At 30.9% G+C, this 19,500-nt stretch carries 23 protein-coding genes and 1 other RNA gene; 11 read left to right on the forward strand and 13 right to left on the reverse strand.

The features are described 5' to 3' along the window. The first annotated feature begins 244 nt into the window (after positions 1–244). Together kdsA and Q0856_RS01020 are read left to right on the forward strand one after the other, a co-directional pair. A complete protein-coding gene (gene kdsA / locus Q0856_RS01015; protein WP_298501777.1) occupies positions 245–1,063 on the forward strand; it encodes a 3-deoxy-8-phosphooctulonate synthase in 819 nt (272 codons plus the stop codon). A gap of 40 nt (positions 1,064–1,103) precedes the next feature. Beyond that, complete coding sequence (locus Q0856_RS01020) at positions 1,104–3,080, forward strand: DUF3857 domain-containing protein (RefSeq protein ID WP_298501780.1); 1,977 nt, start codon at positions 1,104–1,106, stop codon at positions 3,078–3,080. Positions 3,081–3,108: 28 nt separating this feature from the next. Here the strand turns inward: Q0856_RS01020 and Q0856_RS01025 are convergent, their stop codons facing one another. Further along, positions 3,109–3,474 (reverse strand): DUF1801 domain-containing protein, encoded by a 366-nt coding sequence (locus tag Q0856_RS01025; RefSeq protein WP_298473058.1) that lies wholly within the window; start codon positions 3,472–3,474, stop codon positions 3,109–3,111. Positions 3,475–3,568: 94 nt separating this feature from the next. On the opposite strand from Q0856_RS01025, the gene Q0856_RS01030 reads away from it, so the two are divergent. The 5 genes from Q0856_RS01030 to Q0856_RS01050 all read left to right on the forward strand — a co-directional run bounded on the left by Q0856_RS01030 (position 3,569) and on the right by Q0856_RS01050 (position 7,471). Next, positions 3,569–4,213, forward strand: a complete 645-nt coding sequence (locus Q0856_RS01030) for a hypothetical protein (protein ID WP_298473061.1) — start codon at positions 3,569–3,571, stop codon at positions 4,211–4,213. Between the two features lie 4 nt (positions 4,214–4,217). Beyond that, positions 4,218–4,508 (forward strand): transcriptional regulator, encoded by a 291-nt coding sequence (locus tag Q0856_RS01035; protein ID WP_298501782.1) that lies wholly within the window; start codon positions 4,218–4,220, stop codon positions 4,506–4,508. A gap of 54 nt (positions 4,509–4,562) precedes the next feature. Beyond that, positions 4,563–5,018: a hypothetical protein gene (locus tag Q0856_RS01040; protein WP_298501785.1), complete on the forward strand. Its 456-nt coding sequence runs from the start codon at positions 4,563–4,565 to the stop codon at positions 5,016–5,018. Positions 5,019–5,030: 12 nt separating this feature from the next. Beyond that, positions 5,031–6,434, forward strand: a complete 1,404-nt coding sequence (locus Q0856_RS01045) for a DUF4173 domain-containing protein (RefSeq protein ID WP_298501788.1) — start codon at positions 5,031–5,033, stop codon at positions 6,432–6,434. A gap of 389 nt (positions 6,435–6,823) precedes the next feature. Then, positions 6,824–7,471, forward strand: a complete 648-nt coding sequence (locus Q0856_RS01050) for a DUF1361 domain-containing protein (RefSeq protein WP_298501790.1) — start codon at positions 6,824–6,826, stop codon at positions 7,469–7,471. A 99-nt stretch (positions 7,472–7,570) separates the two neighbouring features. On the opposite strand, the gene Q0856_RS01055 is transcribed toward Q0856_RS01050, so the two are convergent. Beyond that, positions 7,571–8,776: an NAD(P)-dependent oxidoreductase gene (locus Q0856_RS01055; RefSeq protein ID WP_298501793.1), complete on the reverse strand. Its 1,206-nt coding sequence runs from the start codon at positions 8,774–8,776 to the stop codon at positions 7,571–7,573. Between the two features lie 230 nt (positions 8,777–9,006). On the opposite strand from Q0856_RS01055, the gene ssrA reads away from it, so the two are divergent. The 3 genes from ssrA (at position 9,007) to Q0856_RS01070 (ending at position 10,867) form a co-directional block, all read left to right on the forward strand. Beyond that, positions 9,007–9,404: a transfer-messenger RNA gene (gene ssrA, locus Q0856_RS01060) on the forward strand. A 404-nt stretch (positions 9,405–9,808) separates the two neighbouring features. Further along, entirely contained in the window at positions 9,809–9,940 is a 132-nt protein-coding gene (locus Q0856_RS01065; protein WP_298473089.1) for a hypothetical protein, read from the forward strand. A gap of 111 nt (positions 9,941–10,051) precedes the next feature. After that, on the forward strand, positions 10,052–10,867 hold the full coding sequence (locus Q0856_RS01070) for an endonuclease/exonuclease/phosphatase family protein (protein WP_298501795.1): 816 nt from the start codon (positions 10,052–10,054) through the stop codon (positions 10,865–10,867). A gap of 62 nt (positions 10,868–10,929) precedes the next feature. Here Q0856_RS01070 and Q0856_RS01075 read toward each other — a convergent pair whose 3' ends face one another. The 11 genes from Q0856_RS01075 to Q0856_RS01125 all read right to left on the reverse strand — a co-directional run bounded on the left by Q0856_RS01075 (position 10,930) and on the right by Q0856_RS01125 (position 18,373). Next, a complete protein-coding gene (locus tag Q0856_RS01075) occupies positions 10,930–11,943 on the reverse strand; it encodes a serine/threonine-protein kinase (RefSeq protein ID WP_298501800.1) in 1,014 nt (337 codons plus the stop codon). Next, positions 11,944–12,396: a hypothetical protein gene (locus Q0856_RS01080; protein WP_298501804.1), complete on the reverse strand. Its 453-nt coding sequence runs from the start codon at positions 12,394–12,396 to the stop codon at positions 11,944–11,946. 81 nt (positions 12,397–12,477) lie between these two features. Beyond that, positions 12,478–13,128, reverse strand: a complete 651-nt coding sequence (locus Q0856_RS01085) for a hypothetical protein (protein WP_298501807.1) — start codon at positions 13,126–13,128, stop codon at positions 12,478–12,480. 320 nt (positions 13,129–13,448) lie between these two features. Next, a complete protein-coding gene (locus Q0856_RS01090) occupies positions 13,449–13,679 on the reverse strand; it encodes a hypothetical protein (protein ID WP_298501810.1) in 231 nt (76 codons plus the stop codon). Beyond that, positions 13,666–14,718, reverse strand: coding sequence for a type I restriction endonuclease (locus Q0856_RS01095; protein ID WP_298501814.1), 1,053 nt, complete (start codon positions 14,716–14,718; stop codon positions 13,666–13,668). Before Q0856_RS01095 ends, Q0856_RS01090 begins: the two co-directional genes overlap by 14 nt. Before the next feature lie 6 nt (positions 14,719–14,724). Then, positions 14,725–15,009, reverse strand: coding sequence for a membrane protein insertion efficiency factor YidD (gene yidD / locus Q0856_RS01100; RefSeq protein ID WP_298501815.1), 285 nt, complete (start codon positions 15,007–15,009; stop codon positions 14,725–14,727). Continuing rightward, complete coding sequence (locus tag Q0856_RS01105) at positions 15,006–15,239, reverse strand: hypothetical protein (RefSeq protein WP_298501817.1); 234 nt, start codon at positions 15,237–15,239, stop codon at positions 15,006–15,008. Before Q0856_RS01105 ends, yidD begins: the two co-directional genes overlap by 4 nt. A 3-nt stretch (positions 15,240–15,242) precedes the next feature. Beyond that, positions 15,243–15,395, reverse strand: coding sequence for a DUF1508 domain-containing protein (locus tag Q0856_RS01110; protein ID WP_298501820.1), 153 nt, complete (start codon positions 15,393–15,395; stop codon positions 15,243–15,245). A 122-nt stretch (positions 15,396–15,517) separates the two neighbouring features. Then, positions 15,518–16,183, reverse strand: coding sequence for a DNA-binding response regulator (locus Q0856_RS01115; RefSeq protein ID WP_298501826.1), 666 nt, complete (start codon positions 16,181–16,183; stop codon positions 15,518–15,520). 11 nt (positions 16,184–16,194) lie between these two features. Next, a complete protein-coding gene (locus tag Q0856_RS01120; protein ID WP_298501829.1) occupies positions 16,195–18,138 on the reverse strand; it encodes a tetratricopeptide repeat-containing sensor histidine kinase in 1,944 nt (647 codons plus the stop codon). Positions 18,139–18,214: 76 nt separating this feature from the next. After that, complete coding sequence (locus Q0856_RS01125; protein WP_298501831.1) at positions 18,215–18,373, reverse strand: hypothetical protein; 159 nt, start codon at positions 18,371–18,373, stop codon at positions 18,215–18,217. A gap of 386 nt (positions 18,374–18,759) precedes the next feature. On the opposite strand from Q0856_RS01125, the gene Q0856_RS01130 reads away from it, so the two are divergent. Next, a complete protein-coding gene (locus Q0856_RS01130) occupies positions 18,760–19,494 on the forward strand; it encodes a hypothetical protein (RefSeq protein ID WP_298501834.1) in 735 nt (244 codons plus the stop codon). Positions 19,495–19,500: the final 6 nt, after the last annotated feature.

Genomic DNA, 19,500 nt, shown 5'->3' on the forward strand with positions numbered 1-19,500 from the left:
AAAATTAAATTATTTAATAGCTTAATATATGCTATTTTAAGCGTGCAAAGATACCTTTATTTTTATGAAGCTAGCAAATAGTTACACTATTTTTATCTAACTGACTATGAGACAGTTCCATTTATTACAAGATTCTCTATTTTTTAAATTAGAGAAGTCTACCAAAAATATTAAAACTTGTCCTGGTGCATACCATCCTTCTCCTCTATAGAAATTGTATCTTTGCGAACTTAATTGTAAGAAAATGAAACTAGACCTAATACCGCAAATTAAACATACTAACAGCAACAACTTTTTTCTTTTATCTGGTCCCTGTGCTATTGAAGGAGAAGATATGGCATTACGAATTGCTGAAAAAATAGTTTCTGTTACTGATGCTCTTAAAATACCTTATGTATTTAAGGGTAGTTTTAAAAAAGCAAACCGTAGTAGAGTAGATTCTTTTACAGGTATTGGGGATGAAAAGGCATTGAAAATTTTACGCAAAGTATCTGAAACTTTTCATGTTCCTACAGTAACCGACATACACACTAATGAAGATGCAGAAAGAGCTGCTCAATATGTAGATATTCTTCAAATTCCTGCTTTTTTAGTCCGTCAAACAGATTTGGTAGTTGCTGCTGCAAAAACTGGAAAAGTTGTAAATTTAAAAAAAGGACAATTTATGAGTCCTGAAAGCATGCAACATGCGGTGACCAAAGTAACCGATTCTAAAAACCAACAAGTAATGGTTACAGATCGTGGAACTATGTTTGGCTATCAAGATATGGTGGTAGATTTTAGAGGCATACCAACTATGAAACAATTTGCTCCTGTGGTATTAGATGTTACCCACTCCTTACAACAACCCAACCAATCTTCGGGAGTTACTGGAGGCAGACCAGATATGATTGAAACAATTGCCCGTGCGGGTATCGTAACTGGCGCTGATGGTATTTTTATGGAAACACATTTCGACCCAGCTAATGCTAAAAGTGATGGCGCCAATATGCTACATTTAAATTATTTAGAAGGGTTATTAACTAATTTAGTTTCTATTAGGAAAACGGTTAATTTATTGTAAGAAATTCTATATTTGGTGCGTAATTTAAAATTTACTCAAAGTGCGCATTAAATTCTTTCTTCTATTATCTATTACTTTTACTACATTTTTGTTTTCTCAGAAAAAAAAAGGCCACCCTTTTGGCGAATTGCTTTTTTCCGAAAAACAATTAACAACCTATGATAAAGATTCAACTGCAAATGCAGTAGTCCTTTATGAAAGAGGAGACAATTATTTTGAAATAATAAATGGCTATGTAAGGTTAGTTAAAGATTATCATGTAAAAATTAAAATCTTAAACAAAAAAGGTTTCGATAATGGCACTATTTCCATAAATCTATACCATAATAATGACAGTAGAGAAAGTCTAAAAGAACTAAAAGCTATTACCCACAATGAAGGAATTAAAACAATTCTTCAACAGAATAAAATATACACAAAAGATCTATCTGAAAGATGGAAAGAAACTACTTTTACTTTTCCTAATATAAAAGAAGGAAGTATTTTAGAATACAAATACAAACAAATATCTCCTTACATTTTTAATTTTAATGGATGGGAATTTCAATCTAATATTCCTAAAATCTATAGTGAATTTAACGCTAAAATACCAGGTAATTACTTATACAATAGAGTATTAAAAGGCCCTCTTTCTTTAAACACAAATGATGCTTCTATTAAAAAAGATTGTTTCTACGTAGACGGATACCCTGAACCCGCAGATTGCGAGGTTTTAAAATATGTAATGAAAGATGTTCCTGCTTTTAATGAGGAAGAAGAATACATGCTCGCAGCATCTAATTACATATCTAAAATTGAATTTGAACTTTCGGAGCATCGTCGTTTTGACGGTTTAAATCACAAATACACCAAATCATGGAAAGATGTAGACAAAGAATTTAGAACCGATAAAGACTTTGGTAGGCAACTGACCAAAAAGAATTTCTTTGAAAAAAATGTCCCGACAAGTTTACTAACTAGTGAGAAAGACTCTTTAGAAAGAGCTAAAAAAATATACGGTTTTATACAAAACCACTTTACATGGGATGGTAAATATTCTTCTTACGGAAGAGCTCGTGTTAAGGAAGCTTTTAATTCCAAAAAAGGAAATGCCTGGGAAATAAATATGTCGCTCATTAATTTACTAAATGCTGCCGGAATACCTTCTAAAATGATGCTTATTTCTACAAGACAGAGTGGTCTTCCTAAAACCACGCATCCGGTTATGAATGATTTTAATTACATACTTGCCAAAACAGAAATTAAAGGAGAAACCTATTTGCTAGATGCCACTAACAAGTATATGCCATTTGGCTCATTACCATTTAGAGCATTAAACCACTATGGTCGTGTTATGGATTTTAAGAATGAAAGTTCTTGGAAAAAAATAACCCCTAAACATGGAAGTAGAGAAGCCGTTATAGGTGAAATAAAACTTAACCCAACCACTAAAAAAACAAATGGTACTTTAAGAATTGTTAATACCGGATATAGAGGAATTAGTAAACATGAAGAAAAGAATGAGATAAACGAGGAAGAATATCTTAATCAACTAGAAGAAAGCATTTCTGATGATTTTGTAATTACAGATTATCTTTTTGATGAAGAAAAAAATACTCCTCTAAAAACACACGAAATACTTACGTTTGAACTGGAGAATAGCTTTAAAGAAAAGATGGTTTATCTAAATCCTTTTCTTGTGAAATTTTTCAAAAAGAATCCTTTTTTAAGTGAGGAACGAAACTTTCCGGTAGATTTTGGATATAAAAGGAGATATACCTACATGATAAATATAGAAAAACCACTTGGTTACATGGTACATGAATTACCTAATAATAAAAACATAAAATTCGGAGATAATTATGGTCTTCTCCGTTTTTCAACGCAGCAAAACTCGAATAACATTGCTTTGTCCTTTGATTTAACATTAAATAAAACTCATTTAGAGGCTGAAAATTACTCAGCGCTTAAAGAATTATTTAAATATGTAACTAGCATTCAAAATAATTCCCTTATAATTTTCAAAAAAGCAGAATAAGAAATAATACTACATTACATTTATACTTTTATTTCCAAAACTTTTTATATCGAACTTGGTACGCATCGTCAAGAACCTCTTTTAAAATAGTGTCTTCTATCTCTTCTAAAGTAGTATAGCGTATGGATTTCATTACTTTTCTACCTGCGGTTACCAATAATTCTGTGTGGACGGTTAAATGCGCCGAATTCCAAAAACCTACATCTACATAATTTTCACTTTTACTCTTATTTAAATAGCAAAAGGGTCTACCATCCACATAATAAAAAGGTATTTTATATTTATATTTTAACTCTATACCTGGAATAGTACTTTCTATTATCCATTGTAGATGTAATAAGATACTTCTAAAGGGTTCTGATTGATTAATAATATAGTTCTCTGCAGGGTTCATAACTAAATGTAAAATTTTAATCCGAATTAAAAAACAAAAAATAATTGTTTGCTAATAAAATAATATTAACTTTGTATTTCAAAGTACTTTAAAAATGAAGCAAAATAAATACTTAGAAGATATCTCTGAAATAAAGAATATGATGAGTCGTTCTTCTCGATTCATGTCCTTAAGTGGACTATCTGGAATATTGGCTGGTATATACGCACTCATAGGTGCCTTTCTTGCTAAATCTAATATGGATTATTACATATATAGTTCCGACTCGAGTGAAATTCTTACCAGAACAGAATTTAGTCAGGTATATGGTTTCTCGGCATTAGCTATTAAATTACTAATCATTGCATTTAGTGTTATTCTAGCCGCAACTGTAACCGGAATTATTTTAACGTATAACAAAGCAAAAAAAAGTGGTGAAAAAATGTGGGATGTCTCTAGCAGGCGTTTGTTAATTAATTTTGGTGTCCCCTTACTTATTGGAGGCTTATTTTGTTTTGTGTTAATACAGCAAGAAATTGCTGGTTTGGTTGCTCCTACTACTTTAATTTTTTATGGACTTGCATGTGTTAATGCAAGTAAGTATACTTTGGGTAAAGTACGTTATTTAGGTTATACAAACATTATTATTGGTTTAATTGCTACACAATTTATTGGCTATGGACTTTATTTTTGGGCTTTAGGCTTTGGTGTTTTCCATATATTTTATGGAGCTTTGATGTATTTTAAAGACGAAAAATAATACCATGAGTTTAATAGACAATATAAATAAAGCTTTTGATCATAGAATAAGATTAGGCATAATGTCTATTCTTATGGTAAATGATTATGCCGATTTTAAAATGCTAAAAGAAATGTTGGGAGCAACAGATGGTAATTTGGCTAGCCATACAAAGGCTCTAGAAAAAGAAGATTACATTAAAGTAGAAAAACAGTTTATAGGTAGAAAACCTAATACAAGGTACTCTGCAACCCCACTAGGAAAAGCGGCATTTACAAAACATATTAATGCTTTAGAAAAATTAATACGAAAGTGAAAACCTTTTTTTTTATTCATCTACTTTGAAATTCAAAGTACTTTCAAATAAACTATGAGAGAGAAAATATTAGAGTTACTATATGAATGGAGTAAAAAACCATATCAAAAATTTATGAAAAACAATACCCCATGGCACATTTCAACGGCTAAACTACAGTCCTATCCTCAAGGAACATTAGGCCAGCAACTGGGACTATTTCTAAAGACTAATAATTTTCGGATAGAACCCAAATTAGAAAGTCATGATGTGTTTCATGTACTTACCAACACGGGCACTTCTGTTCCAGAAGAAATTAGCATGCAATATTATCTTTTAGGAAATGGTAAGCGTAGTATCTATTTAATAACAGTCATAGTATTAGGAACTATATTATTCCCTGATTACATTACTTTATTCTACAGAGCCTACCAAAGAGGGAAAATAGCACTCCCCTTCTACCAACTAAACTTTTTAAAAATGCTACAACACCCTATAGAAAAAATAAAATCCACCTTTAAAATTCAATAAAATCATCATCTTATGAATACACATATTAAATCTATTTTATCTGCATTGGCCTTTAGCATATTATTTTACAGTAAAAGCTTCGGTTTAAATTTATTTTTAATTTCTATTCTTATAGTTAGTCTATTAATGGCTTTGAAAAAAGAGCACTATACTTCTTGGAAATTCCCAACTATTTATTTGCTAAGCGCACTACTTGTTTTTATAACCCCTACAAACTATACCATTTTTGTTCATGCAATGGCATTTCTTCTGTTTATAGGAAAATCTATAGCTCCGAATAGTCCTATTTATCTTTCTTGGTCTATAGGAGTCATGAATATGATAGTTGCTTCAGCAATTAACTATAATGAACGTACTAAAGGTACAGAAACTACTAAAAAAGAAATTTCAAACACAACTATAAACTATATAAAGGGCATTATTGCCGCAATTCTTCTTCTTTTTGCATTCTCTTTATTATACAAAAATGCTAATCCCGTTTTTAATGAAGTACTCACGCAGATAAGTTTCGATTTCATAAGTGTTCCTTGGTTGTTTTTTACGTTTATTGGCTATGTTTTATTTCAACATATTTTACGTCCTTATAACCCTAAGGACCTCATAGAACAAGATGAAAAAATAGGAAATAACCTCGAAAAACCTATACAATCGTTTTCATTAAAAACTCTAAAAAAAGTAAAAGAAGAGCACACCTTAGGGAGTATTATATTTATTGCTCTAAATGTATTATTAGTATTTTTCTTAACTACAGATGTTATTTATTTACTCCAAGAAAATTCTAGCATAAAAGTTTCTTATTCCTCCTCTGTGCATCAAGGAGTCTACGCTTTAATGTTTTCTATTATCTGTGCTATAATTTTAATTCTTTATTTCTTTAGAGGAAACTTAAATTTTTATAAAAAGAATAAGCAATTAAAGACCCTAACATTCCTTTGGATAGGTCTCAATGTCATTTTAGCATTATTTACCTGCATTAAGAACTATCAATATGTAGAAGCTTTGGGTTTAACTTATAAGCGTATTGGTGTTTTCGTATATATATTACTTACACTCATTGGTCTTATTACAACCTATATAAAAGTTAACCAATTAAAAAACTTTTATTTCCTCTTACGCACCAATATTACCATACTATTTTCTTGCCTTTTTATTAGTGCTCTAATACCGTGGGATAAAGCAATAACAGAATATAACTTAACGCAAATATATAACCCTGACATAACCTATTTAATACAACTAGGAGTAACCAATAGTAAGCAGTTACATACGTATTCTTCACAAAACAAAGGAAAAATAAAAGAGAAAGATTTTGAACGTATAAACGCAAAATACTCCTCTTTTTTAAAAAAAGAATCCGAAAGAACCTGGCAAGAATATACGCTGTATCAGTTAACAGATAACAACAACAAACAATGAGTTATTTTACACTTAAACACCACCAAAAAATAGTAAAGTTGACTGCTATATGTTTTGCTTTAGGTAATATTATATTCCTATTACTCCTAATCTCAAAACAAGATTTTGTTATTGGTTTTGGTATCTTATTTTTTTGCTTTTTTATACTTAGTAATGCCATTGCAATGTTTACTATACTAATAAATATGCTTACAGAACCAAAGAAAATGCAAGAACATATTACTGTTCTATTCTTATTACTGTTTAACTGGCCCATAGCAGGACTATATATTTATTTCATTTCAACAGTATAATAGATTCCCATTTTTTTATAAAAAAAGAAGGTTTTTTCTTACAACAAAAATAAACAATAAACGTTTTATACGTACCCAGATCTTAATTTTCAAAAAATGAAGTATACATTCTTACCTATTAACCCGTATTACCGAAGATTAGCATTGTTATCTCTATTAGGAACTTTGGTCCTAATTTACCGAGTAACTACTACACAAACAATACTTTTTACATTCTTATTATGGAATCTTTTTTTAGCAATTTTACCGTTAATCGTTTCTAAAATTATACGTTATAATTCGAAAGTAAATTCGTCTAACATAGCCTTAGCAGTTCTATTTGTATTATGGATACTCTTTTTACCAAATAGTCCTTATATAATAACGGACTTTATTCATTTAGAAACTGGAATTTCTACCATGTGGGTAGATCTATTTATGCTTTTTATTTTTGCATTAAATGGTGTTCTATTAGGAACACTTTCAATGGTAGACATGTTTCATTCTCTCACCAAGAAATTTAATCAAAAAATAGCTAACATCACTTTATTGAGCAGCTGTTACTTGAGCGGTTTTGGTATTTTTATTGGTCGCTTTTTACGCTTTAACTCTTGGGATATAGTGGCCCGCCCAAAGGTATTATTCTACTGTATTTACAAATGTCTTTTCCTATGGGAAGCATGGTTATGGACGCTTGGTTTTGGTAGTTTTATGTGGGTATCTTTTATAATTCTTAAACCATTTATTAGGCACCCCAGTAAATAGCGATGGGCAATACTCACAAGATATTAGATGAAATAGCTTTAAACATTTCTATACAATAATTGTGATATTAATTCCACTGGTGGCAATAAAATTCTTCCCTTATTCTTTACCATCCACATAATTCTGCAAATAGGCATACCTTTGGGTTAACTTTCCTTCTTTTGTCATTCTTGCTCTTTCCAAAACACCATCCTTATCATCATTAAAAAAAGCGGGAATCACATGTTTAACAAAGGCTTTTCCAAAACCAATACTCGCATCTCTTGGGAGTTCGCAAGGTAAATTATCAACCGCCATTACTGCAATTGCATTAGTCTCTTTAAAATCTACTTCTGATTCTGATTCCGCATTATACCCATAAATAGGGTCTGCAATAGTAGATGATCTTATAGTGGAAGCCACAGGACCGTCTATATCGCAACTTACGTCGGCCACAACTTTAATTTTAAAATCTGGATGTTTTGCATCTTCTCTGCTAAACAAATATGGCGCACCATCCCCATAAAAATGACCGGCGATATAAAAGTCTGTTACTTTAGTGAAACGTGTAAAATTCGTTTTATACTCCTCTGGATTTGTAAAAAAATCTGCTTTATTTCCACGTATACCGTCTTTGCGTTTATTATATTCCGATGCATCAATCTGGCAATACACAGGCTCCAAAAAATCATCCTGTAAGTACTCTTTTACATTTACCTTGGTTATATGCATAGCATCTAACATTTCTTTTGCACCATTCCCTACTCTACCCTTTCCGGTTAGCATAATTTTTATGTTCGGCAGTTTTATTTTTCTTAGATGATTTATTAAATCTTCTTGGTCTTTTAAATTTTCTGCTTTCGGTAACTCAAAAGCATTGTATTTTAAACCATAAGCCCTAAAACCATTATACGCTCCTACAATTCCGGCATACCTTCCAAAAGCCACAACACGTTGCTCTTTGCTATTTGTAATTACCTCATGGTCGTACATTTCTATATTCTTTTGCAACATGGTGCGCAATAACTCCCTATTATATGGTTGTTTTTTTATGGTATGGGAGAAAAAGAAATATTTTTTATTCGGAATTAGAGACTCCATAGGAACTTCTTTTACACCAATCAACACATCGCATTCCTCCATATTAGTAGAGATAGGCAACCCCACATTAGCATACTCAGCATCTTTAAATACACGAATTGAAGAAGGTTCTACTAAAATCTTAGCATCATTAAACTTGCTAATTACTTCTTTGCAAGCTTCTGGTGATAAAACAACACGACGGTCCGGTGGATTTTTTCGTTCTTGAATAACTCCGAATTTCATAAATATATTTTTATAACTTATATTTTAACAAAAGTTTCAAATGTAACAAAATTGAACTGCAGAAACAAAACTTTTTTTTGGAATACTTTTTGAACTACCTTTGCTGGCTCCTTATAATAAAATCCCATATATATTGTGTATACAGTACTATATAAGGATACAAATATAGAGCAAAGTTCATTGAAAAAAATAATGTTTAAAGGTGTTTTTATGCACCTAATAAGCGTTAAGGGGCCGACTGGTTTTGACAGCGAGACTAATTGGAATATAAGCATGCCGAGCTTTGTTATATGGCTCGTTAATCTCATATATCACACTTTTAATAGGCGAAAATAATTACGCTCTTGCCGCTTAATCTGAATTATAGTAAGATTAGCCTCGTCTCTACTAGGTAGAGAAGCGAGATGTCCCTGAATAGCCTCTGTCGACGGCGATTCAACTCGGGGCACCATAAATGTCGATATAAGGATATTGTTGCTTTGGCAGTATCACTAAAAGGTAAAGAAGCTAAGTATGTATTGGGCGGTTTCTAGTCAGGTACATATCGAAAACCAAGTAGAAACTAAGCATGTAGAAAGTATTTTAATTACTTGTTTGGACGAGGGTTCGAATCCCTCCGGCTCCACGATTAAACGCAACAGGTTTGCGATTTAGAACTTAAGAAGTCCGACAAGTTTACTTGATCGGGCTTCGTTGTTTCTAAAGCGCCTGTACTACATGTACAACCTGTTGCATTTACAGTACGTAAGCTTTAGTGAACAACAAAGTTAATCCTCCATACCACCGATACTAACACCACATTTTTTCTCATGCCCTATACCCCGTCTTGTTTATTAAAAAAATAAAATCGCTTTAATGTTTTTATTCTAGATTAAAATCAACATACAAACACCTTATCATTATAAGACTTCATTTTATAGAGTACTTTATTCTATATATAGCTAACCGAATAACTTTGTAGTACATTAAAATGGCTAGAAACCTGCGAGAAACAATTATATACCTCGATTATAGAGAAAAACATAGGAAAGCATGAAAACCGTACTACTTAAAGTTAAAAAAGAACTTCATAAAGAAGATACATTAGCTGCAGTTGTTTGCACAATACTATCCATATCTATATTCGTAATAATGAAAATATTAAGTTTTGAAGGTAGGTTTTAAAAAAGCGTATTTAATAAATCTTAAAAACCATGTTTACATAAAGTATTACAGAAATCCGTAACACATACGACACTTAATATTTTTAATTTAGCAATGTTAAAATTCTTAATAATGCTAAAAAAAATAATACTCCTAGCCTTCTTACTTTTTCAACATAGTTTGTTCTCTCAATCTAAACAACTCCACTTAATTTCCTGGAATATTCAAGACTTTGGGAAAACTAAAAACAGCGGTGAACTAGAAAAAATTGCAGATATTATTAAAGGAGCAGATATTGTTGCTATCCAAGAAGTAGTAGCGGGTTATGGTGGTGCACAAGCTGTAGCAAAACTTACCGCTATTTTAAACAGAAAAGGAAGTAAATGGGATTATGTAATTAGTAACCCAACCAATAGCCCAAAATACGTGGCAGAACGCTACGCCTTTGTTTGGAAGACAAAACATATTAAAATAAAAAACAGAGGTAGATTAATTAAGGAGCTGGAAAAAGAGATAGACAGAGAACCTTTTCTGCTAGATTTTTATATTAATGGCAAAAAACTGTCCGTACTAAATTTTCATTCTAGGCCTTTTAATAAAAATCCGCAGTCCGAAATAACAGCCTTAACTAACTATTGTATAAAAACATTTAAAAGTCCTCTTATTTTGGCAGGCGATTTTAATGTAAATGAGAAGGATGTTGTTTTTAACTCTTTAAAAAATAGTGGCTACGCTCCTGCTGTTTTGGGTAAAAAAACAACTCTAAAAAAAGCCTGTAACAAAAATAATTACCTAAACCATGCTATAGATAATATTTTTTATTCCAAGAACATTATTAAAACAGAAAGCAGCGTAATTGACTTTGTAAGCTTTTGCGAAAATTTAACAAATGCCAGAAAACTATCAGATCATTTGCCTGTTTATCTTAACTTTTCAGTTTTATTTTAACCTCGTTGGTGCAAAAAACTAGACTAGGGCTTTTCATAGGAGAAATAGTTGGTTACTGAGTTTTATCTTAATGTTGTTTTTCTTATTACTTCAAAAAATTCTGATTTTACTTTGTCTTCAGGTACTCCTTTGCAACAGTTTTCTGTTTTTCTAATTCCATTCTTTTTGAAATCAATCGTCCATCCATTTCTTTTCTTCAACTTAACCATTTCGTAATTATTCCCATTAGAATGACCAGTCCAATAATTTTCGTCAACTTGCACCCAATCAATATCAAAATTTAATTTGTCTATCGCTTGTCGAAAATCATTACAATTTTGATATCTCGTTCCTTTTCTTTTATGAATTGATTTTTTTAAAATTTTAATTATTTTTTTGGGAATATGTGGCAAAAATATTCTTGGCGGAAATTTATCTTGTTTCACAGCTTTTTCCCATTCTTCAAAACTAGTAAATACAAAATCCAATTTATTTGTATTGTTCAAAAGTCGGTAAAAAGTAATTCCTGTCCCATAAATATCAGAAATTCTGTCCATTGGATTTCCTTCAATTACTTCTAAAGGTTGGTGTGGTCTATATCCATCTATATTACTTGGTTCAGAGTGATAATTAATTGCTAATCCAAAATCTGAAAGTTTTATTTCGTTCAAATCGCCAAACAATATATTTGCTGGTTTTATATCTTTGTGAAGAACGTTATTATTATGTGCATGTTCAAGTCCTAAAAGAGTTTGTTGAATTATTCGACAAGAATCTTTTACTGTTATAAATCTTTTTTCGATATGCTTTTGAATAGAACCTTTTGAAAGGTACTCCATTACTATAATTACAACTTGCTCTCCTTTAAAAATTATAGAGCGAACATCTTTAACATCCACTATGTGTTTATGTCTACAAACGTCTAAAGTTTGACCTTCTTTAACTGCATTTACAAACTTATTTGGATTAGTTACTTTTATTACTTTTACTGCAATCTCTTTTTGTAAGAATGGATCATAACATAAAAATACGTTTCCAAAGTTACCACTACCTATATGGGTAATAATTTGAAATTTATCTAATTGCTCTACAGCCATTTATAAAATATTAAACCAAGCCACTAAAACAGCATCTTTCATTGCTTTATTCCAATAGGGTTTGTGTATACCTATTATTGGGTCAATATATTTGTAAACATCAGTTTTCTTTGGTTCTCCAAATTTAGTTGCATTTATTCCTTGAGATGAAAAAGAATTTATTTTAATTCCTTTCTTTTTTGCTATCAAATTCAAAATCCCTTGAGGATAGCAAGAACTTTTTATTTGAGCTAATGATGATATTGAAATTGATATTTTATGTGAAATAACATCTGGATGGTGTTTGTCTATAATTAATGATATTTGAGTTTCAAACCATTCCATTAATTCGTCAGTTTCTAAATTTGGTAGGACAATTTTGTTCTTTTCGATTATTGTTGGTTCACTTGCTATTTTTTCAAGTATTGCAAAGCTAAATTCATTTTTTGCAAAGTTAAATCCTAATGCCTTCATATTTTTTTTTGGTTGATTACTATTGTTGATTTTAGATTAAGTGACTAATAACATATTACTCATAACCATTATCTACAGTTTTTATTCGAGTGTTGAACCGTCTGCAAATATGATTTTATCAGGTGTCCATACGACTTTTAAATCAGCTAATTCTTTATTTCGTATCCGCTTATCCTCATCGCTGAATTGATTGTAATCTGTTGTGTAAGTTCCTTTAAAAATAGTTCCTGCCTCTATAGGGTCGTCAATTGTCAAGCTTACAGATGTAATTTTAGTATCAAATAAATCGTTTATTGAAATGCTTCCTTTAAAAGCTCTAATATCTTTGTCTGTTTTGTTTTCAAAAGCCAAACTATAAGTTAAGTAGTCTTCATAGTCATATTTTTGGTAACCCTTGTCGTACATAGCTACCGTCAATGCAGAACCCAATCTCTGTCTTTTTTCTTCTTCTTGTCGTTTTGTTTTTTCAGTAAGTTCTTCTTGTTCCTTTTTATAATCTTTAGCTTCTTCAAGAATTTCTCTGTAGGTTTTGCCTTCTAGCTTTTCATCTTTCATTTTTGCTCGAACAATCCATCCAGCCATAACCTGAACTTCCTTTTCCGTCAAGTCTCCATCTTTTTTAATTTCTTTAGCATCTTGAGAAAGAGTATCTTCATTATACTTTTTATCCAAAGGCCCAGAACAAGAAGTTAAAATTCCGATGAGCGTCAATCTAAGTAATGTCTTTTTCATTCTTGTTTATTTATATTTAGAGATTAAGATTTTAATGTCAATAATTGGTTAATAAAAGCCTTACCACTTTCCTTAATTGTAATATTATTTCCGAAAGTTCTTCAATATTATACACAACAATTGGATAAACGTATTTTATCACGTATATATCCATATTATAGAATAGTGTTACCCCCTATTCTAAAAAAACCTGCCCACTAACTTGGTAGTTCCCCCGAGCTCCTCCTTAGTAAGCAAGCAACGTCTACTTATATTACATAATTCTGCAACTGTTAATGAAAATTGCAAAAATTATATAGTGTTTAAAAAGTAGTTTTATTTTAATCCTCCCAACCGCAGAGAGTTCTACCTAATGCTTTTGCTTTTTTTATAGTAACATCTTCTATGGATGCAGAACATCTAGATAGGCCACGACAAGACTTAGAATAATGGTATTTTTTACTGCTTTTTGTATTACAGATGTATACTTGTGTTTCTGGTTTAAAAGAGAACAATAGCAATGCAATTGTTAAAAACAGCATACCATTCTTTACGGTTTTATTCCTTTTCATACCAATTTGCTGTTTCTAAAAGTTGTTCTTCAAATTGGTATATATCGTCTATAGATTCTATTGGCATTCTAGTTTCCCCAGTATCTTCTTGAAAAACACCTATGTATTTGTTTCCTCCATTTAAATGAAGCCTACATAAAGGTTTTCTATTATTATCATCCAATAATATTCCAAAATAAGACTGGGTATCTCTATGTGCAATTCTATGAGTAGGTAGCACTCGTCTTAAAATGGCGACCACAATTCCATAAGCCTCTAGCTCTTCCTCTGTAGTTATAATTTTACTTTCTTCCTTTATTTCTTCAATCTCTTCTTGTTGCTTTTCGGTTTCTTTATTTAGGGCTGCATTTAAACGGTTATTAACTTTATCGCTAATTGTTTGGTTAAATGCTTTGCCTACCAAATCGGTAAATTCTTCTGTAACACGTTTTGTTAATATTCCAGAGTATACTTCCTTTGCTAATAGTTTTACTAAATCTACAGAAGGGGTTTGCAGGTGATTAGCTATAACTTTTTTAAGTTCCTTAGTATATTTTAAGGAGCTTGCATTATCTACTATTTTTTCAACATCAAAATTAGCTTTTTGAAATTTTGCAATTTCATGTATTGTAGCTTCTTTTAAATTGGTGATATTGAATTCTAAAAATGGTTTTTCATCCATTTTATTGGTAGCATCTAAATCGGTGTAAAAACGATAATCAATACCGTTAGTTAGTAATGCAAATCGAGTTTTTGATGCATGAAAATACCGAAATAGCTGTGAATTATGCGCATTGAGGTTTTCTTTCCAATTTTTACACTCAATTATAATAATGGGCTTTTCATTTTGAAATATAGCATAGTCGACCTTTTCGCCTTTTTTAAGTCCAATATCGGCTGTAAACTCCGGTACTACCTCAGTTGGATTAAAAGTATCATAACCCAAGGCATTTATAAATGGTAATACAAAAGCATGTTTAGTAGATTCCTCGGTATCTATTTTACCTTTGAGAGTGTTTATTTTATCTGCGATTGCTTTTAGTTGGTTTTGGATTTCCATGGTGTCTTATTTTAATAATCTTTTTGCTATATTTTCTTCATTGATAATATCTCTATTTGGTAATATCAGGTGAATTTTATTATTGATTGGGTTCTGAAATATTTGATACCCTTGTCTACAATTTTTATATCTAAATTTGAATGCCTTTACCCCTTTCCAAAAACCACTTTTAGAAGTAACCTCAAAAACATGCTTGGAGCATGACTCTCTGAAAATACATTTTCTGCGTTTCGATTCAGGAATTAACACCCAATAGAATCGAATAAAAATTAGAAAGAAATGCTTTATCATGCTTTCTTAAAAACAACCATTTGTTTATTAGTAGTATATCCAGGAGTAGCTCCGATTCCAAAACACCCATTTTCTCCAGAAACATACGTTGAAATCACCTCTACTCTAACATATTTCCACCCCTCATTATCATAATGATTAATAAACCTTTCTAAATAATCTGATGCATCTTTGGATGTAGATGCTTTAACATCAAAACTAGGTTCTAAAGGCACTACTTTATAATCCATATCTTAACCTTTATAACCATGTCGTTTTGCATTATCAATACAATCCGATTTGTTAACATAACCCTGTGTTGAAGCTCCAACAATTCGTCCATTTAGAGCAGTTCTTCTCCATCTCCATTCATTACTAACATCTTTGTAAAATTCCCATTTGTCCATACTATTCCTATTTATAATTAATAACACTCCAAACATACCCCCATAAAAAAAGAATCCCTTACAGATATCTGTAAGGGATTTAAATTTGTTTAAATATTGAAGTTTTTAAGAAAGCTTAAATGTTAAATTTTTCCTTCTTTCGCTAGTTTAAATAGTAAACTTGTAGTGTTCTTGGTTTCATACTCATCATAAAGCTTGCTTATTCTTTTATCAATAGTACTTTCACTATTAGGAGTTTTATTTTCCCTTTTAAACTTATCAGAGACTTCTTTTTTCGTAAGCCCGTTAGCGAGTTCTTTCAATATAGATCTATCAAAATCATCCAATTCAATAGTATTGTTCGCAGCAGTTAAATTAACTTGTGGCGATACATAAGTCCTGTTATGAAACACTTCATTAATAGCATTGACCAATTCAATCATTCCGTTACGCCCCTTACATACATAACCGTTAATTTTATGTTCTTTAAAAAGGGTGTTGATTTGTAACGGGTTGTTCTCCATAGAATGCACAATAATTTTTAGATTGGGCTGCAATGCTCTTGCTGCTTTTATGAGTTCTCTCCCAGAAGTTATTTTTCGGTCAATATGGTCTTCTTCAAAAAACAAATCGGTAACCAATAACTCAAATGGAGCATTATTCTTCAGTGCTACTTTTAATCTTGTAAATACCTTATCGCAATACAACTCGTTTTGCAATTCTTCAATGGCCAATTTTTCATGTAAGGTTTCAGCGATACCATGATTTTCTCCTTGAAAATCTTCTGCTAATATTACTTTTTTGAACATACTGCGTTTTATTACTTAGGAATTCGGATTTCTGCTCGAAAGCCCTTTCCTTCTTCTGAATCAAAAGTAATGATTCCGTCTATAGCTTGAATACGCTTTTCTGTATTTTGAAGTCCATTTTTTCGAAACAAGGCTTCTTTGGATGCTCCTACTCCGTCATCTTCATAGTAAATAAAGAGTTCTTTATTTAAATCTTTAAACAAAATGACAGTTTGTTGAGCCTTACTATGCCGTGCCATATTAATAACCAATTCTTGCAATACCTTAAAAAGCATTGTTTTGGTTTGATGACCTACCAATGACCAGTCTAGCTCATTACCACCATCAAAAGTCATGTCGACTTCAGCTGGTTTTGTATATTTTAATGTCGCTTTCAGGCCATTCCAAAAATTAGGGCCGGTATCAACTGAATTAAGTTCTCTAGAGAAATCTCTAGCATGGTTGTAAATTCCTTCTACAGTATCTAAAATTAATCCTTTATCAGCATTACGTTGTATTAAAGACATTACTTTATTTAGTTTGCCCCCATGATCATCGTGCAGCTTCCTTGAGAGTTCTGCTTCAGTTTCTTGAATAGCAGCTAGCCTTTCCGTTTTGTTTTTTAGTTTTAATCGTTTAGTCCGCTGTCTAAAACCGTATAGCGAAAGTCCAAAAACGGAAGTAATAAAAAGGAAACCTCCCAAATACAATATCTTTTGATTTCTTTGTTCACTGGTTTCTAATTCTTTTTCTGCATTTTCTTTTTCTAAACGTAAAATAGATTCTTGCTTTAACTTATCATCATATTTATACTTAGCAAACTGGGTTTTTACTCTTAATTCTTGCTGATATAAACTATCGTTTAAAGTAACATAACGGTCTCGTATAAAAACATTTTTTGTGTCTATTTTCATTAAGAATTTTAGTGCATCTTTTTCTGCCCTAGGAATCTTTAATTTTTTAGATAACTGAATAACGGAGTCAAAATAAGCTTTTGCTTTTGACGGGTTCTTTCTAGTATAGAATTCTCCTAAATGGGTATAACTAGCAATTTGCCCTCTTTGGTCTTTTTCTTTCTTTCGTATCCATAAAGCTTTAATAAATTGATCTTCTGTCTGATTTAAACCAGACAGCCATTTTGCGTATGCTAGATTATCTAAAACCCGTGCATATTTTTGATTACTATTTTGAGTCAACGAATCTTTACTAATGCTTTCTAGTATTGCAATTGCTTTTTTATATTGTTCGTTATCAATATAAGTAGCAGCTAAATTATTTTGGTATATTAACTTATCTTTTTTTGAATTTGCGGTTTCTATTGCCTTAGCGTAATATTTTAATGCATCTATATAATTTAAAAGTTTTCGATGGTTTGTTCCTAAAGCATTATAACAAGAAGAAATATATTTAGAATCCTTTTTATTATTTAAATATTGTAACGCCTCTGTTAAAGATTCTTTACTACCAAAAAAATCATTTTTATTTTTTTGAATAGTTCCCATATTATAGAGGCACTTACCTATCCAACTACTATCTCCTTTTTTACTAAAATAATTTTTTGAGGTATTGTAATTTTGGAATGTTTCACTGGAGTTATTAGCTATTTTATCAAAATAGTATGCCATTAAATAATATTGTTTTCCAAGAAAAATATCGTCCTTAATTTGCAAGGCATGATTTATTAGTTCCAAATTAGAAACATGAAGACTATCATATTCTTCCAATGAAAAAAGAAGACGATTTTTTTTATATAGTAATTGAGAATATATCGTATCCTTATCACTAGCTTTTAATAAAAATAAAGATTTATTTATTGCATTAAGCCTCTTATTCAATGCCAGAGTTTTATCCATAGAGATATTATGATAAAAAAGAATACTATCATTTAACATCTCTGTTTTTGAAGAATCATCTTCATTCATCATTATACAAGAGAAAAACAAGCTAATAAAAAATAAAACTATGTAGTTTTTCAAACAATATTTTTTTTTAAAAGTATTCAAAAAAGGGCTATACACAATAGTATAACCCTAATAAATATAGTTTTTCTTATTAATTTTCTGGTGGTGGCGGTGGCGGAACATCTCCATCATCTCCTTCCGTTGCTTGGGTTTCATAAAGGGTATCTGTATCTGCAATAGAATCGCTTGTACAAGAAAATAAAAACGTATTAAAAACTAGTGCCATAACGGCTATCATTATTTTTTTCATAATATTTTAGTTTAAAATTTGGACGCACCTACGGCTATCCAAACTGTTCAGATATTTTGCGATACTTTATCGCGTTAAAAAAATGAAGAGACGTCTCCCTTGGTTTTGAGAAGTAGAAATCTAAATGCAGTAGTGCTTAACTTACTTCTCTATTGGGTTAATTACCAACTGCATTACAGATTTCCGTAACAGCTTGTTTTGTACATTTGTTATGTTAGCATTTCATAACAAGAACTTGCCGATGATGCAAAGTAAATTGAATAGAAAGAAGATATTATAGACATGTGAAAGACATGTTTTAGACACCTATTAGACACTAATAGTAATGGGCTTTTCAAAAGCATTGTGTCGGGTACTTGTCTAATGAGAATTGTACTTAATAAAGGATGGATACTAAAAAAATAGAAGAAATTGTTCGAAAAGTTTTTACTAAAGCAAAAACAGAATGCATATCACATTCAAGATATGCCTTGTCTAACCATATAGGAGAGAAAACAACATTGAGTTCAAAAACCTTAGAAAGAGCTTATAATCGATATATAAACAATAAAGGGAATAATGGAGCATTAAATCCAGAAAGTATAAACTTACTTTGTAAGTATTTAGGATATTTGGATTATGAAGATTACATGAAATCTGCTCCTAAAAAACTAAATCCTAATCCCTCAGGTATTTCAAAAAACTACAATTGGAAACTTATTACAATCTATGTTGGAATAGTATTCGGAGTAATAGCTTTAGTAACATTATTAACAAAAAGTGACCTATTTGATTATACACAATTGCAAGAAAAAAAGAAATGCATGACCTGGGTAAAAACCCATTATGAAGAAGTTTCCTGCTCCAAAAAATTCGGTTCTAGGACAGAACCTATAGATCCAATTAAATTAGCCAATTTTAAAAAAGAAGAAGTGACTATGGCTACTGAATTCTTTGATGAGATAACCAACCAACCTCGTATTTGGTATTACAAAAACAAAAAAGGAGAAATAGAATATTATACAGCTCCAGGGCTTCATCCAGTAAATGGTGAAACACTAAAAAAAATAACTACAGGTATTATTAACAAATATGTACCAACGCACACTAACAATATGAGTTCTTTTCTGCAAAAAAAATAAAACAAA

Source organism: uncultured Maribacter sp. (genome assembly GCF_947496775.1).
Classification (GTDB): domain Bacteria; phylum Bacteroidota; class Bacteroidia; order Flavobacteriales; family Flavobacteriaceae; genus Maribacter_B.

Coding starts and splice junctions, on each gene's coding strand:
- Q0856_RS01055 (WP_298501793.1), bottom strand. CDS start 8,776: ATGAAATTCGGAGTTATTCAAGAACGAAAAAATCCACCGGACCGTCGT.
- kdsA (WP_298501777.1), top strand. CDS start 245: ATGAAACTAGACCTAATACCGCAAATTAAACATACTAACAGCAACAAC.
- Q0856_RS01130 (WP_298501834.1), top strand. CDS start 18,760: ATGGATACTAAAAAAATAGAAGAAATTGTTCGAAAAGTTTTTACTAAA.
- Q0856_RS01070 (WP_298501795.1), top strand. CDS start 10,052: ATGCTAAAAAAAATAATACTCCTAGCCTTCTTACTTTTTCAACATAGT.
- Q0856_RS01035 (WP_298501782.1), top strand. CDS start 4,218: ATGAGTTTAATAGACAATATAAATAAAGCTTTTGATCATAGAATAAGA.
- Q0856_RS01095 (WP_298501814.1), bottom strand. CDS start 14,718: ATGGAAATCCAAAACCAACTAAAAGCAATCGCAGATAAAATAAACACT.
- yidD (WP_298501815.1), bottom strand. CDS start 15,009: ATGATAAAGCATTTCTTTCTAATTTTTATTCGATTCTATTGGGTGTTA.
- Q0856_RS01115 (WP_298501826.1), bottom strand. CDS start 16,183: ATGTTCAAAAAAGTAATATTAGCAGAAGATTTTCAAGGAGAAAATCAT.
- Q0856_RS01080 (WP_298501804.1), bottom strand. CDS start 12,396: ATGAAGGCATTAGGATTTAACTTTGCAAAAAATGAATTTAGCTTTGCA.
- Q0856_RS01030 (WP_298473061.1), top strand. CDS start 3,569: ATGAAGCAAAATAAATACTTAGAAGATATCTCTGAAATAAAGAATATG.
- Q0856_RS01065 (WP_298473089.1), top strand. CDS start 9,809: ATGAAAACCGTACTACTTAAAGTTAAAAAAGAACTTCATAAAGAAGAT.
- Q0856_RS01090 (WP_298501810.1), bottom strand. CDS start 13,679: ATGAAAAGGAATAAAACCGTAAAGAATGGTATGCTGTTTTTAACAATT.
- Q0856_RS01085 (WP_298501807.1), bottom strand. CDS start 13,128: ATGAAAAAGACATTACTTAGATTGACGCTCATCGGAATTTTAACTTCT.
- Q0856_RS01125 (WP_298501831.1), bottom strand. CDS start 18,373: ATGAAAAAAATAATGATAGCCGTTATGGCACTAGTTTTTAATACGTTT.
- Q0856_RS01025 (WP_298473058.1), bottom strand. CDS start 3,474: ATGAACCCTGCAGAGAACTATATTATTAATCAATCAGAACCCTTTAGA.
- Q0856_RS01075 (WP_298501800.1), bottom strand. CDS start 11,943: ATGGCTGTAGAGCAATTAGATAAATTTCAAATTATTACCCATATAGGT.
- Q0856_RS01045 (WP_298501788.1), top strand. CDS start 5,031: ATGAATACACATATTAAATCTATTTTATCTGCATTGGCCTTTAGCATA.
- Q0856_RS01050 (WP_298501790.1), top strand. CDS start 6,824: ATGAAGTATACATTCTTACCTATTAACCCGTATTACCGAAGATTAGCA.
- Q0856_RS01040 (WP_298501785.1), top strand. CDS start 4,563: ATGAGAGAGAAAATATTAGAGTTACTATATGAATGGAGTAAAAAACCA.
- Q0856_RS01105 (WP_298501817.1), bottom strand. CDS start 15,239: ATGGATTATAAAGTAGTGCCTTTAGAACCTAGTTTTGATGTTAAAGCA.
- Q0856_RS01110 (WP_298501820.1), bottom strand. CDS start 15,395: ATGGACAAATGGGAATTTTACAAAGATGTTAGTAATGAATGGAGATGG.